At 42.6% G+C, this 15,388-nt stretch carries 10 protein-coding genes; 6 read left to right on the top strand and 4 right to left on the bottom strand.

What is annotated here, in order from left to right; translation table 11 throughout:
* Positions 1-2 precede the first annotated feature (2 nt).
* The 3 genes from R3O62_RS12970 (at position 3) to R3O62_RS12960 (ending at position 4,188) form a co-directional block, all read left to right on the top strand.
* On the top strand, positions 3-1,073 hold the full coding sequence (locus tag R3O62_RS12970; RefSeq protein WP_005808880.1) for a GDP-L-fucose synthase family protein: 1,071 nt from the start codon (positions 3-5) through the stop codon (positions 1,071-1,073).
* 190 nt (positions 1,074-1,263) lie between these two features.
* Positions 1,264-2,922: an AMP-binding protein gene (locus R3O62_RS12965; protein ID WP_032530426.1), complete on the top strand. Its 1,659-nt coding sequence runs from the start codon at positions 1,264-1,266 to the stop codon at positions 2,920-2,922.
* A 108-nt stretch (positions 2,923-3,030) separates the two neighbouring features.
* Entirely contained in the window at positions 3,031-4,188 is a 1,158-nt protein-coding gene (locus tag R3O62_RS12960) for an LA_2272 family surface repeat-containing protein (protein ID WP_234078436.1), read from the top strand.
* Positions 4,189-4,259: 71 nt separating this feature from the next.
* On the opposite strand, the gene R3O62_RS12955 is transcribed toward R3O62_RS12960, so the two are convergent.
* The 4 genes from R3O62_RS12955 to R3O62_RS12940 form a co-directional block, all read right to left on the bottom strand.
* Positions 4,260-6,254: a fructose-bisphosphatase class III gene (locus tag R3O62_RS12955; RefSeq protein WP_005776595.1), complete on the bottom strand. Its 1,995-nt coding sequence runs from the start codon at positions 6,252-6,254 to the stop codon at positions 4,260-4,262.
* Positions 6,255-6,303: 49 nt separating this feature from the next.
* Positions 6,304-7,965 carry a putative transporter gene (locus tag R3O62_RS12950; RefSeq protein WP_005776594.1) on the bottom strand — a complete coding sequence of 554 codons (1,662 nt, stop codon included), beginning with the start codon at positions 7,963-7,965 and terminating at the stop codon, positions 6,304-6,306.
* Between the two features lie 85 nt (positions 7,966-8,050).
* Positions 8,051-9,403 (bottom strand): MATE family efflux transporter, encoded by a 1,353-nt coding sequence (locus R3O62_RS12945; protein ID WP_005776593.1) that lies wholly within the window; start codon positions 9,401-9,403, stop codon positions 8,051-8,053.
* A gap of 112 nt (positions 9,404-9,515) precedes the next feature.
* Positions 9,516-9,962 carry a hypothetical protein gene (locus R3O62_RS12940; protein WP_005776592.1) on the bottom strand — a complete coding sequence of 149 codons (447 nt, stop codon included), beginning with the start codon at positions 9,960-9,962 and terminating at the stop codon, positions 9,516-9,518.
* A gap of 479 nt (positions 9,963-10,441) precedes the next feature.
* Between R3O62_RS12940 and R3O62_RS12935 the strand changes: the two genes are divergently transcribed.
* The 3 genes from R3O62_RS12935 (at position 10,442) to R3O62_RS12925 (ending at position 15,383) form a co-directional block, all read left to right on the top strand.
* Positions 10,442-13,213, top strand: coding sequence for an outer membrane beta-barrel protein (locus tag R3O62_RS12935; protein WP_250709804.1), 2,772 nt, complete (start codon positions 10,442-10,444; stop codon positions 13,211-13,213).
* A 217-nt stretch (positions 13,214-13,430) separates the two neighbouring features.
* A complete protein-coding gene (locus tag R3O62_RS12930; protein WP_193683699.1) occupies positions 13,431-14,831 on the top strand; it encodes a hypothetical protein in 1,401 nt (466 codons plus the stop codon).
* Positions 14,832-14,888: 57 nt separating this feature from the next.
* Positions 14,889-15,383 carry a calycin-like domain-containing protein gene (locus tag R3O62_RS12925; RefSeq protein WP_044299640.1) on the top strand — a complete coding sequence of 165 codons (495 nt, stop codon included), beginning with the start codon at positions 14,889-14,891 and terminating at the stop codon, positions 15,381-15,383.
* Positions 15,384-15,388 lie beyond the last annotated feature (5 nt).

Here is a 15,388-nt window from a genome sequence, read left to right as displayed (position 1 = left end):
GAATGGATAAAAACGCAAAAATTTATGTAGCCGGACACCACGGACTGGTGGGTTCGGCTATATGGAAAAACCTGCAGGAAAAGGGATATACGAATCTGGTGGGACGCACACATAAGGAACTGGACTTATTGGACGGTGCGGCCGTAAAGCAGTTTTTTGATGAGGAAATGCCGGAGTACGTATTTCTGGCTGCCGCCTTTGTAGGAGGGATCATGGCCAATAGTATCTACCGTGCGGACTTTATCTACAAGAACTTACAGATACAGCAGAACGTGATCGGAGAAAGTTTCCGCCATCAAGTGAAAAAGCTGCTTTTTCTGGGAAGTACCTGCATCTATCCACGAGATGCCGAACAGCCGATGAAAGAGGACGTGTTGCTCACTTCTCCGCTGGAATATACCAACGAACCTTATGCCATAGCCAAAATAGCCGGACTGAAAATGTGCGAAAGCTTAAACCTGCAATATGGAACGAATTACATCGCCGTGATGCCGACTAACCTGTATGGCCCGAACGATAACTTTGACTTGGAACGCAGTCATGTGCTGCCTGCCATGATCCGTAAAATTCACTTGGCACATTGCCTGAAAAAAGGAGATTGGGAAGCTGTGCGTAAAGACATGAACCTGCGTCCGGTGGAAGGCATCAGTGGTGCCAACTCTAACGAAGAGATCCTGCAAATCCTCCGGAAATATGGTATTACTGAAAAAGAAGTGACACTCTGGGGAACCGGGACACCGCTACGCGAGTTCCTTTGGAGTGAAGAAATGGCCGATGCCAGCGTATTCGTAATGGAACATGTGGACTTCAAGGATACCTACAAAGCCGGAACAAAAGATATCCGCAACTGCCACATCAACATAGGTACCGGAAAAGAAATAACGATCCGCGAACTGGCAGAACTGATTGTAAGCACAGTCGGCTATCAGGGAAAGCTGACTTTCGACAGCAGTAAGCCGGACGGAACCATGCGAAAACTTACCGACCCGTCGAAATTGCACAACCTCGGATGGCATCATAAGATCGATATTGAAGAGGGGGTACAAAGAATGTACGAGTGGTATCTGGGATAATTATTCACCACAGAGGGCACAGAGGACACAGAGTTTTAAAATAGAAAAAAATAAAACTCTATGTCCTTCGTGTTATCCCGTGATGAATACAATGAAAGCTGCAAAAGAAAAATTTAAATAGCTTCTAAGTTTTCAAATCTCAATTAAATGGCTATATTTGCACAATTTATCATCAAATGTGCAAAAAACAATGGAACAAAGTTTTATAGCTTACATTGAAAACAGTATCAAAAACAATTGGGATCTGGATGCCCTGACAGATTATAAGGGTGCCACCCTACAGTATAAAGACGTAGCCCGCAAAATAGAAAAGCTCCACATCATCTTTGAAGAAAGCGGAATCCGTAAAGGAGACAAAATAGCCGTTTGCGGAAGAAATAGTTCCCATTGGGGAGTTACTTTCCTCGCGACTCTCACTTATGGAGCGGTTATCGTCCCCATCTTACATGAATTCAAAGCAGATAACGTACACAACATCGTCAATCACTCGGAAGCCAAACTCCTGTTTGTAGGAGACGTGGTCTGGGAAAACCTCAATGAGTCTGCCATGCCGTTGCTCGAAGGTATCCTGATGATGAACGATTTTACGTTACTGGTATCACGTAGCGAACGACTGACTCACGCACGTGAACACCTCAACGAAATGTTCGGGAAGAAATTCCCAAAAAATTTCCGTAAGGAACATATCGAATATCATAAGGATCAGCCTGAAGAACTGGCTGTTATCAACTATACCTCGGGAACCACCAGCTATTCAAAAGGTGTAATGCTCCCCTATCGCAGCTTATGGTCGAATACGACTTTCGCTTTCGAGGTACTTCCACTGAAAGCAGGTGATAAGATCGTATCCATGCTGCCGATGGCACACATGTACGGACTGGCCTTTGAGTTCCTGTATGAATTTGCGGTAGGGTGTCAGATCTATTTCCTCACCCGTATGCCAAGCCCAAAGATTATCTTCCAGGCGTTTGCCGAGGTAAAACCCAATCTGATCGTGGCTGTTCCGCTGATTATTGAAAAGATCATTAAGAAGAGCGTACTTCCGAAGTTGGAGACTCCTACCATGAAGCTGCTGCTTAAAGTGCCGATTATCAATGATAAGATTAAAGCAACGGTACGCGAAGAGATGATAAAAGGCTTTGGCGGCAACTTTGAAGCTGTCATTGTAGGTGGAGCCGCCTTCAACCAGGAGGTGGAACAATTCCTGAGAATGATCGACTTCCCTTATACAGTGGGCTATGGTATGACCGAGTGTGGTCCTATTATTTGTTACGAAGACTGGAAACGCTTCAAACCGGGTTCATGTGGAAAAGCTGCACTCAACATGGAAGTGAAAGTCCTTTCGCCCGACCCGGAGAATGTGGTAGGCGAAATTGTTTGCAAAGGTCCGAACGTAATGTTGGGTTACTACAAAAATGAAGAGGCTACCGCCCAAGTGATCGACAAAGACGGCTGGCTGCATACCGGTGACCTCGCTTTGGAAGATGCCGAAGGAAACATCACAATCAAGGGACGTAGCAAAAACATGTTGCTCAGTGCCAGCGGACAAAATATCTATCCGGAGGAAATAGAAGATAAACTGAACAACCTGCCATACGTGGCCGAAAGTATTATCGTACAACAAAACGACAAATTGGTAGGATTGGTTTATCCGGATTTTGACGAAGCCTTCGCGCATGGCTTGAAGAATGAAGATATGGAACGGGTAATGGAGGAAAACCGGATTACCCTGAATGAAATGCTCCCGGCTTATAGCCAGATTTCGAAAATGAAAATCTATCCGGAAGAGTTTGAAAAAACTCCGAAAAAGAGTATCAAACGCTTCTTGTATCAGGAAGCCAAAGGTTAAAAATAATTTCTATTTTCATTAAAAAGACATCGATTACGCAGATTTGCATAGATTTTAATAGGATAATCCGTGCAAATCTGCGTAATTTGCGTTTTAAAAACTTAGCTTATGAAGAAAATCATTCTTGTCGCAGCTCTTCTTTCGGCTGCAGTCTGTCTGCCTGCACAGAATAAAGGCGGAAATAAAAGTGGTGGAATTAATCTTTCTTTATGGAAAAAAGCATGTACGCAACCACTTGACAGTACACAGACTACTTATGTCAACCTGGGACTTTTCTCGGCTATGCATAAGTTACATGGTGTAGGTATCAATGCTTTCGGCAGTATGGTGCAAAACGATATGAACGGTGTTCAAATCTCCGGGCTCGCCAATCTTGCCGGAGGAAGTATGCGTGGCGTACAAATTGGAGGTATCAGTAACGTAAACGGTAACGACCTGGCAGGATTGTCCGTCTCGGGACTCGTAAATATTACGGGAAATAAAGCGAAAGGCGTATTGATTACCGGCTTAAGCAATATCGCCGGAGACAATACACGCGGATTGATGATCAGTGGTATCATGAACATCACAGGTGATAAAGCCGCAGGTGTACAACTGGCAGGCCTTGCCAACGTAACCGGTGAGGAATATGACGGACTTATGATGTCGGGACTGCTGAATGTAGTGGGAGAAAAAATGAATGGATTGCAGCTCTCCGCACTCGCCAACGTGACCGGCGGCCAAATGAACGGAGCACAATTGGGGTTGTTCAATTTTGCGTCGAAAGCGAAAGGATTGCAAATCGGACTTTTCAATTATTATAAAGATGACATGAAAGGGCTTCAATTGGGACTGGTCAATGCAAATCCGCAAACCAAAGTACAATTAATGATATTTGGAGGCAACAGAACCAAAATCAATGTAGGTGCCCGCTTTAAGAACAAACTCTTCTACACTATACTCGGTGGAGGTACACATTATCTCGACTTCAATGACAAATTTTCTGCAGCTTTATTCTACCGGGCAGGTCTCGAACTTCCTCTCTACAAAAATCTGTTTGTAAGTGGCGATTTAGGCTTTCAGCACATCGAAACTTTCCGGAATAAAAAAGTAGAAGGTATTCCGGCGCGTCTCTATGCCTTACAGGCACGCCTCAATCTGGAATATCGGTTTACGGATAAATTCGGTTTATTCGTAACCGGCGGTTATGGTGGCAGCCGTTACTATAATAAAGCCAAGACTTATGACAAGGGACTGATCGCTGAAGCGGGAGTGGTTCTGTTCTAATTGATTTACCACAGAGTCTCACAGAGTTTATATTTAAATTATTCCTCTGTGGGACTCTGTGGTGAACCTGATCAGACCTTCTCCTTGATCAACCCGATCCGATAAGCTACCAATAACTTCTTTAAATCTTGAATTTGCGTTACCAGCTCTTTCCCCTTATCGGTATCTTTCACCATCATCCGCTGTGAATTGAATTCAATAACAAAAGTAGTCGACTTAATGTCCTGCCCCTCCTCTATTGCCTTCTGAGTAGACTGGAAAGGTTCATGCTGGACCAACTGCAGCCCATGCGAATGATATACCAGCGTATATCCGGCAATACCGGTCTCCGGTTGATAGGCTTTTGAAAAGCCGCCATCGATCACCAATAATTTTCCACCTGCTTTCATGGGTTGTTCCCCTTTTATAGTTTTTACCGGCACATGCCCGTTGATAATATGAGTATGCTGTCCCGTCACTCCGAATTCTTCAAGAATACGGTCACAGATTTCTTCTTTATTACGCAACGCATAATAATATCCTTTCGTCTCTTTATGCAAACTTTTGTCCGCAATGAAATAACGTTCAAAAGTAGCCATCTTATCTTTATCGAACGAGGGAGCATCCGGACCACACCACAGATACCAGATATAATCCATCGCAAAGCGTTTCTCCTCTTCGTCATCTTCATCAAAATAAGCCGTACGGATTAGCTGATCGATCTTATCCAGCAAATTCTTTCCCCAGTATTCTTTTCCGCAGATATTCACATGTTTGAAACTTCCATCTTCGTTGAGAGGCACAGAGGCATGATAAAGCAGATTGGAATTGCACACCAGGTACATACCTCCATAGGTAAAGAGACAACGCATATGCTTCTTCAACTTCTCACTATTCATAAACGAATAGTGTATCTTTTCGATCAACTCCTGTTCTTCATCACTCAGGCGATAAGGGTCTGCCGGATCGACCGTGGGGAAGTTTGTGTCACGCAACGAATATTCTTTGCCCTCATAAACAAATACCCCTCGTTCAAAATCGATTTTCTCAAGTAGTTTGCGTCCTTCCATACCAAACTCCGGACGACGATTGATGATGCCTGCCTCCAGCTTAAACTGAATGATAGTGATGGCTTTATGCATCTGGGTAATCAACCTCAAGGTCTTTTCATTATAAGTAGAATCGGCAAAATTGGTCTTAGGCGCAAAAATAGTGCAGGGATCATCTGCGTAAGTATCCATCGCAAAAGTAGCAAGCGGCAAAAGATTAATGCCATAACCGTCTTCCAATGTCCCGAGATTACCATATCGCATGGAAAGGCGAATGACATTGGCCATGCACGCTTCATTTCCCGATGCCGCTCCCATCCAGAGAATATCGTGATTCCCCCATTGGATATCGAAATTGTGATAATCGCACAAAGTATCCATAATGATATGGGCACCCGGACCACGGTCGTAGATATCGCCAACGATATGGAGTGAATCGATCGTAAGACGCTGTATCAGATTGCACATGGCTATGATAAAATCGTCGGCACGACGGGTTGAAATGATAGTACTGATAATCACATTGATATAAGCATGCTTATTGGGCTCGATAGTTGACTCGTGAAGTAATTCCTGAATGATATAGGAGAACTCGGCCGGCAATGATTTGCGAACCTTCGAACGGGTATATTTGGAAGATACATTCTGGCACACCTTCACCAGCTGATTGAGCGTGATCAGATACCAATCGTCAATATCTGTTTCGGTAGCTTTTATCAACTGCAGTTTCTCTTCCGGATAATAAATAAGGGTACAAAGCTCTTTCTTCTCAATTTCACGGAGAGTGTGGCCGAAGATCTCGTTTACTTTCCGCTTTACGGCTCCCGAAGCGTTCTTCAGCACATGCTGGAAAGCTTCATATTCGCCATGTATATCAGTCAGAAAGTGTTCGGTTCCTTTAGGGAGATTCAAAATAGCTTCAAGATTGATAATTTCGGTACTGGCGGCGGCAATGGTCGGGAAGCTGCGTGAAAGCAGTTGCAGATAACGCAGATCGGCAACGATACTTTCGGGGGTTATATTACTTTGAGCAGTCATATGATTTACGATTTAACGATTTACAATTTTAAAATTCACCCTAAAATGATTACAGAAGAAACATGAGCAACACCTGGGCTATAATGACGCGGAGGAACATACTCAACGGATAAACCGTAGCATAAGCTACCGACGGATTATCCCCGGGAATGGTATCATTGGCATAGTTCAGCGCCATCGGATTGGCCATACTGCCACATAACATGCCGGAAACGCTACCAAAGTCGATCTTCATAATCTTAAAAGCAAAGAAACCCACAAGCACAGTAGGCACAACGGTCAGACCGAAGCCAAGGCCGATCCACAAAAGACCTTCGGGACGAAAAACCGTATCGAAGAAATGGGCACCTGCATCCAATCCCAGGCAGGCAAGGTAAAGTGACAATCCCAAAGCACGCAGCATCAGATTGGCACTACGGGTGGTATAAGTAATCATATGCAAACGGGGACCGAAAGTTCCGATCAGGATACCCACAATGATAGGTCCGCCCGCCAATCCGAGGCGAATGGGTGTACTGATACCGGGAATTGAAAACGGCACGGCACCCAGAGCCAATCCCAGGATAATGCCTACAAACACAGCCACAAGATTGGGTTCTTTCAAGCTTTTAACAGCATTTCCAAGTACCTTTTCCACATTCTGAATGGCAGCTGCTTCACCGACTACTGTCAGGCGGTCACCCAACTGCAATGTCAGTTCGGGAGTAGCCAACAACTGCACACCCGAACGGTATACACGGCTGATATTGATTCCGTAATGATTACGAAGACGAAGAGCTCCCAACTTCTTCCCGTTCAACTCTGGACGGGTAACGACAATGCGTTGTGAAATCAACTGGCTGTCGATAGCATTCCAGTCGATATCTTCTTTATTCCAATCCGTATTCTCTTGCTCACCAAACAACACGGTAAGCGCTAACGCATCTTTTTCGGAAGTAACAACCAACAGGCGGTCACCCTCTTTTATGATCTTTTCGGATGTGGGAATACTGACATTGCCGTCTCTCCACAAGCGGGAGATAACAAATTTGGGATAGCTCATGTGAGCGATATCTTTAATACTTTTATCAAAAATAGCGGGGTTGTGTACCTGGAAAGCGGCAATATAGGTTTTGTTGGCATCATCTTTCTCCTTCACTTCAAGGTCTTCACGACGCACTAACAGTTTACGGATCAACAGAACAGCCAGAATGACTCCGATCACTCCAAGAGGATAGGCCACTGCACATCCCAGAGCAGGTGTACTGCTTTCAAGCCCCATCTGTTTCAGTGTCTGCTGGGCTGCACCCAAAGCCGGGGTATTGGTCGTGGCACCGCACAGGATACCAACCATGTTGGGCAATGAAACTTCTGTGGTATAACTGCAAACAACCGTAAGAAGAGTGCCCAGAATCACCACGGCAATAGCAAGCATATTGAGGGTAACTCCTCCCTTACGGAATGAACTAAAGAATCCTGGACCAACCTGTAACCCCAAGGCATATACAAAAATAATAAGTCCGAAACTCTCGGCGTAGTTCAGCATCTGCGGATCTATGGACAATCCGAAATGTCCGGCCAGAATGCCGGCAAAAAAGACAAAAGTAACGCCAAGTGAAATGCCACAAACATGAATTTTGCCCAATCCAAGCCCAATGGCGGAAATCAGGGAAAGAACGACAACTGCCTGCAAAGCAGAATGTTCGATAAAGAGACTATATAACCACTCCATGTGAATAATTTACCAATGTATCCATAAGCTAATGTATCCGTGAAACGCATAAGGATACATTAGCGTCCGCAAAGATAGCAACTATTTACGACCTCACAAAGCTTTTATTCACCCACTTCATCCCATACCAGCGACGGACAAAAATAATTCCTCGAATGTTCTCGTCGAGAGCAAAAGCAACCCACATACCGCAAATGCCCCAGGCCCAGTAAATTCCAAATAAATAACCGACACCGACAGCAACACTCCACATCACAATCAACCCGACATAAAAAGGATAATTCACATCACCCGCTGCACGCAGGGCATTCGTCGCAAAAATATTAATGGGACGGCCTATTTCAAGTACCACATCAATCAGCAATACAATCACTCCCATACGGATAATTTCGGGATTGGAAGTCAGCCAACTCAATAGAGTGTGGCCTGAAGCCGCAATAATACATGAAAGAATCAAAGTAATCATTACCGACTTCTTCATCACATATTTCCCAAGCAGAAATGCTGCATGGGGTTTCTTCTCCCCTATCAGATGTCCGATACAGATAGCACCTCCCTGTGCCATGGATATACTGAATAAATAGACAAACATAATGATATTGACACAATAGGTGCGGGTAGCCAACGCTTCAACTCCAAGCATGTTAATGAAAAAAGTAATGACTACCTGCGATGAACTGTATGAAAGTTGCTCACCTGCAGAGGGCAGACCAACCCGCATCAAATTTTTCAGCTCTACAAAAGGGAAAGGCCGGAAATAAGCCAAAGGGAAACGATGGATATGTTTGCGGAACAGAATAATAAACAGAATAACCATAGACACTCCCCTGCTGAAAGCAGTAGAGATTGCAGCCCCTTCTACCCCGAGTTCGGGAAAACCGAACTTACCAAAAATCAGCGAATAGTTACCGATGATATTAAGAATATTGATTACCACTGTTACCAACATCGGATATATAGCCTTATTGGCACTGCGTAAAGAAGCTGAAAGTGTAAGAGAAATGGCCTGAAAAAAGGCGAAAGCACCCACGATACGCATATAATCCATACCGTCAGCCATCAGTTCGGGTCCCAACCCCATCCATTGCAGAATGGTGCGGGCCATCGTAAACAGAAGCACACTGATAATCCCTCCAACCAATAAATTAACAAGTAACGACACACCTACCACCTGTACCACTTTCTTTTCGAGCCTCGCACCAAGATACTGCGAACAGAGTACGGACGTACCCAAATTGATCACTTCAAACACCAGGAAAGTCAGCATGATAATCTGATTGACAACTCCGACCGCAGCTACACTGTTATCAGAATGGCGGCTCAGCATAATGGTGTCGACCGCTCCCAGCATCATTATCAGTAATGTTTCAATAAAAATCGGAGCGGCCAGTTTTGCCAAGCGCCTCTTTATGCTCTCCTGTTGAATTCTGTGTGTCATTTTACCTTAATCCTTTTCGGGCTGCAAAGGTATTTAAAAACACTGAAAAAGCGGATTGACATATATCAAGAATATATCAATCCGCCTACAATTATTTCAATAAAGGTTCGGGTTATCTCACTCCTGTAAAGTCAACATAATTATCATGTCCGTCCAAGTATCCGCTCAGTACATTCCCCCTGATCCAGACATCATCCAGATAGGAAACATCACCGGGACCATAGACCATCCGGAGAGAATATTGAGAACGGTCTTCCCAATTCCAGGTAAAAGAGTACACCGATTCGGAATAACGTCCATTGGGATATTCCACACGGATATAATCTTCACCATGACGGTCCAGATAAAAATTCAACTCCTGATAACAATAGTTTCCGTCAGCATCATAAAACGTATCTGCCCAGGTACGACTGCACAGATCGAGGGACTTGTTATAATAGGAACCGCCAATGTTATCATCGTCATAAAAGTCATCTATCTCTATCTCACATGAAGTAAGATTTACCATTGCCACTGCCAGCAGAAACAATTTTAAATATTTGAAAGCTAAAGTTTTCATATCGTATAGTTTTTTAGTTATATCAGTTTGATGTGAACAAAAGTAGGGAAACAAATGATCTCAGGAAAAAGAAAAAACCTACATCTTCGGAGGGAATCGCCTAATTAAAAGAGGGAAACAGGAGTAAGAAGACCGAAAGCTCTAAAAAGGACATATCAAACGTTAACAGAAAACGACAATTCGCTAAATAACGTTACAAGATGGAGATTTATATCCGAATAATTTGCAGATATAATCCAAATCCGTACATTTGCAATGTGTTTTTCATAGTATTAGATTTAAGGTTAACAAAGATTGGTTGCTCGTGAGAGTAGCCTTTTTTTATATCCGATAATCTGCACTCCCACCCTTTATATATAATTCCGGTTACATGCATTGAGGACTATGACTCATAAATCTGATTATTATACCTAATAAAAGGTATTGAACGCAAACCTGAAACTCGCTAATTTTGCAACCATTCATACTAAACATACGAAATGGACGTGCGTAAAACCTGTATCTTATTGCTTTTAATTTCCGGAATGGCTATTGAGCTATATGCCCAACAGCCCCAAAGAGTCAGCGGACAAATATGGAGCATGGCAGCAGACGCAAAAGAAAAAGAGTCCTTACCTTACGCCAGCGTTCTCGTCATCAACGAAAAAGATTCTACGCTTGTTAAAGGCACGACAAGCAACGCAAATGGGAAGTTTAGCCTCCGGTATCCTGCGTACAAAGATAAACGCTATTTATTGAAAGTTTCTTATACAGGAATGCAACCAGTATTCCATAAGTTAACAGAAAATGTTCCTGACATTCATCTGGAAAACATTATACTGAAAGAGGGTATCGAACTGGATGAAGTAACAGTTACCGCACAAGTACGTGAAATAGAGCAGATAGGCGATACTACCATAATCAATGCGTCTGCTTATAAAACACCGGAAGGTAGTTATCTGGAAGATCTCGTAAAACGTATTCCCGGGTTGGAATACAACAGCAAAGATAAAACTCTGGTCTATAATGGTCTGCCCATTACTGAAATCAACGTTAACGGTGAAGCCTTTTTTTCCGGAAATAACAGTCTGGCATTGGAAAATTTACCGGTAGAACTGATCAATAAAATAAAGGTATACGATAAAAAAAGTGATCTGGAAAAAACGACAGGAGTCAGTAGCGGAAAAGAAAATTATGTCTTAGACCTGCAAACCAAAAAAGAATTCAACAGCACTTTGCTGGCATCGGGTAAAGCCGGACTGGGCAACTATAATAAGAAAGACCTTGAATTATTAGGTAACTACTTTAAAAAAGGCGGTGAGAACCTTTCACTGATCGTCCGTTCGGGTAACCGTAACATGACAACCAGTTACAAGGACAATATACAGGATAACATAGCACTTAACTTTGTAAAAAGATTCGGCAAAAATTTGACCATTAATGGTAATACGACTTATAATCATAACAATAACGGTAATAAATCGGCCGGATACTATGAACAATACCTGAGTACGGGAAATAAATACCAATATTCTGCCGGTGAAAGTACAAACCGAAACCATACCATAAACTCTATGCTTGCCCTGCGTTGGCAAATAAACGAAAAGACCTTTGTGAGCTTCTCCGGCAATCTGAGCTCAGGCAGAGGGAACAACACCAATAACAACCGGCAAGCCGCATTCGACGAGAATCCCAATCTCGAAACATCAGACCCTTTCGGCAATATCGGTAATATCCCCGATGATATGCGGCTCAACGATATAACAATGAATTCATTATCTACAGACAAGCGCCTCCAATATACTTTCAATGCCAACATCACGCGCCAAATAAACCGAAAAGGAAGCAGCCTCAGCCTGATGGCACAATATAGTGACAGCAAAGGTAAAAATGAAAGTTTCACTATTTCGTCAACCACCTATTACCGATTGGAAAATAGCTTAGGGAATGACTCGGTTCTCTATCGGAATCAATATCAGCGAAGCCCTAACGGAAACCGGAATCAGAATATCGGACTGATATTCACTCACCCTTTTACAAAAAAAGTTCAAATGCAGCTCTCTTACAATTTGAACTATAGCAAACAGCAGAGCGACCGTAACACTTATAACCTATCCGGTCTGACGGATGAAACAACAGATCCTCCCGGCTATCTGCCTCCGCAGTATGAAACCGGATATACCGACAGCCTTAGTAACCGAAGCCACAGTCACACACTCGGACACGAAGTCTCTTTCCATATAAACTACTCCACCCGGGTATGGAACATTGTTACCGGACTATCGATTCAGCCTGAGCAACGCAGTCTGGATCAGAAGACAGGGCTGAGACAAGCTGATACTACCATGTATTCAGTCGGATTCCGACCGACATTCACCATTCTGTGGAAAAAAGGGAAAAGTCTGATACGCTTGAACTATCGGGGAGATACCCGACAACCTTCCCTAACCGACTTGCTTTCACTGACCGACAATAGCGACCCGCTAAATATCACACGCGGCAATCCTGACCTGAAGCCCTCATATAACCAATCTGTCCGTTTGGAAGCACAAAACATCCGAAAAGGTATATTCGCTACATTGAACTGGCAAAACGAGGTAAACAGCCAGACCCGTACCATTACTTATAACCGGCAAACGGGAGGGCGAGAGAGTTATCCGGTAAACATAAATGGTAACTGGAACATCCATGGAACACTACGTTACCAGAAACGCATCCGTAGTTTTAATATTTCGGCCGTCGGAGGAGGATCTTTTATCCAAAATGTCGGTCTCATCAATGAAGGGGAAAGTGAACAACCGGACCACAGTACTACCCATAACACCGGACTGAACGCAAATTTACGACTGGGATACTTCCCTAAATGGGGAAGTATCGACCTGAATGGGAACTGGCGCTTTCAACACTCTTCCAATTCATTGCGGCAGACAGATACGTACACCCGTAACTATTCTCTGGGATTCAATGCCTATGCCGATTTACCCGGCAACATACAATTAAAAACCGACGCGACCTATACTTTTCGTAATGGTACAAATATCCGGAAGGGAGAAGACGACCAGATAGTATGGAATACAGGTATCACCTGGCGCTTCCTGAAAAAAAAGCAGGCCGAATTATCAGTCTATTGGGCAGACATGCTGAATCAAAAGAAAAACTACAGCCGAAATACAACATCGAGTGGTTTTTCCGAACACCACACCCAACAAATAGGAAGTTATTTTATAATCTCGATGAAATACCGCTTTAACCGTCCTCTACACAAGCAGTAATAGCACGATTCTTTTTAACATAAATATCTTCTATAAAAAGTCATCTTATAAAATACAAACTACAACAACCAATAAAATATATTTATATTAAAAAGTTTACTATTAAACTTCAACAGCAGAATACCCATAAATGGGTATTGTACATATTTTAAACCGCATATAACTTTGTAACCGGATTAAAACAAATATTAATTATCAAAAAACCCATCATTAAACAATGAACAAAATTCAAACGTATATTAGCACGTTTATAGCAGTTTCCGGTATATGTTTCACTTCATGTACTAACGATAACAACATTGATTGGAATGGAGTGGAAGTGACAAATACTGAACTAAGAACTATCTTGCAACAAAAAGGATATACCTTTAATGCAGAAGGCAAACTGGTACAGGATGATAAAGTAAAAAGTACAACTTCGCTTGATCTATCGGGCACCAAAATTGCTAATCTATCGGGACTGGAAGTATTGCCTAACCTTGCTGAAATTAATCTATCGAACAATGAGTATGGCCCCGTTTTCGACTTCTCCGCATTGCCCAAAAACATTACTGCGATTGATTTATCAGGTAATAAAATATATGATTTTAAAGGTTTGGTAGATGTGAAAATGGTAAATGATGAAATGAGCACTACTGTCTTACATCCACTCACCAAATTTTATTTACCGGAAGCGGCCAAATACAATATAGAGGATCTGGTTCCATTCCATGCCGCCAGTGCAGCCACCGACATGCAGATGCAAAATGCAAACGGAACCCTGCAAGCCTATACCACCTTGCGTGACATTCCCGATGAATACTTCCGCACTTATCTGAAATCGAAGTTTGCAAGCCTGTTTACAAAAGATGGAAACCAGATTGACATTAGTAAGCCAATGGTCCTGACCGAACAAGGCAGCGGCATTAACATAGATGCCTGGTATGCGGATAATGAAAATATACATTCAATTGAAGGATTAGAATATTTTATCAATAATCCTTTCTACAAACCATTCTATGTGCAAGTTGAGTGCATGAATCATTGTTCGGTTGCTTATCTTATGCCTCGTGACAACCTTAAAGCCCTTTTCATTCTGAATGCAGATACCCCTGAGGGCATTGATCTTTCACAATCTGCCAAGTTGGCAAGTTTCGGTTCAAGCAACAACAAATATTTGACAGAACTGGATCTATCAAAAACACTTGTCACCAATCAGGAAGCAACCGACTTTGATAAAACAGTCTCTAATGTACTACATGTATTCGATTGTGAGAATTTAAAAGAAATCAAATTTCCGGAACAGAGCAAAGGGCTTGTCTCTCAATTAGAACTGGCCAGCCTGCCTTCATTGAAAAAAATGGATTTAAGCTTTCTCCGCGGTTTTCAGGCTGTCATATTATTGCAACTCGAGAATTGTACCATCACTTATCCCAATTTCCAGTATGTCTATAGTGCAGCGTACGAAACACTAAAGCCACTGGCTGACGCACAGAAAGCCACAATCCTTATTTCAGAAAATGAATTCAAGCAAGAGGCATGTAAAACATTCCTTAGTACTTACAAAAAAAATCTAAATGACTCCGGATACAGAGACTACAGTGATTATGGTGCTTTCCGTTGGACAAAGAAGATTTAACAGCTAACAAGCATATATATATGTGTTATTTTTTATTTTAATTTTAAAACCAATCTTATGTTGAAAAAAGTTTTTATCTGGGGAATAGCTTTATTCGGAATGACAGCTATTTCAAGTAATGTTTCTGCAAGTGCAGCAAGTGACGTATATTCAGTAGCAACTGTTGCCGAAAGTCTGGAAGGTAACTATCAGGGTAACCTGATCCGAGTTTACATGAATGGAGAAAAAAATCCGGTTTATGGAAAGGTTGCCAATGTAACCGATAATGGAGACGGAACAGTCAATATTCATATTGATTCATTCAAAATAGGTTCGATGCCGGGATCGATTACGGTCGACGCAATGGACATCACTGTCCCTGCATCCGGAGGAAACTTCAGCCAGACCTGTGAAAGTGCCGTAAAACTCAAGATCGGTATACTCCCCCTAACCTATGATGCTTTAGTGGAAGGAGAAATTACCGGAAACTACCTGAAGTTTACAGTTACCGTAAATACTCAATATTCAGGTTCACTATTCGAAGCAATTGTTACATTTGAAGGAACAAAGTGAATTTT

Origin of the sequence: Bacteroides hominis (genome assembly GCF_033042785.2) — a bacterium.
In the GTDB taxonomy this organism is placed as follows: domain Bacteria; phylum Bacteroidota; class Bacteroidia; order Bacteroidales; family Bacteroidaceae; genus Bacteroides; species Bacteroides hominis.
The sequence above is the reverse complement of the archived record's forward strand: the minus strand, read 5'-3'. Positions and strand labels throughout refer to the sequence as shown.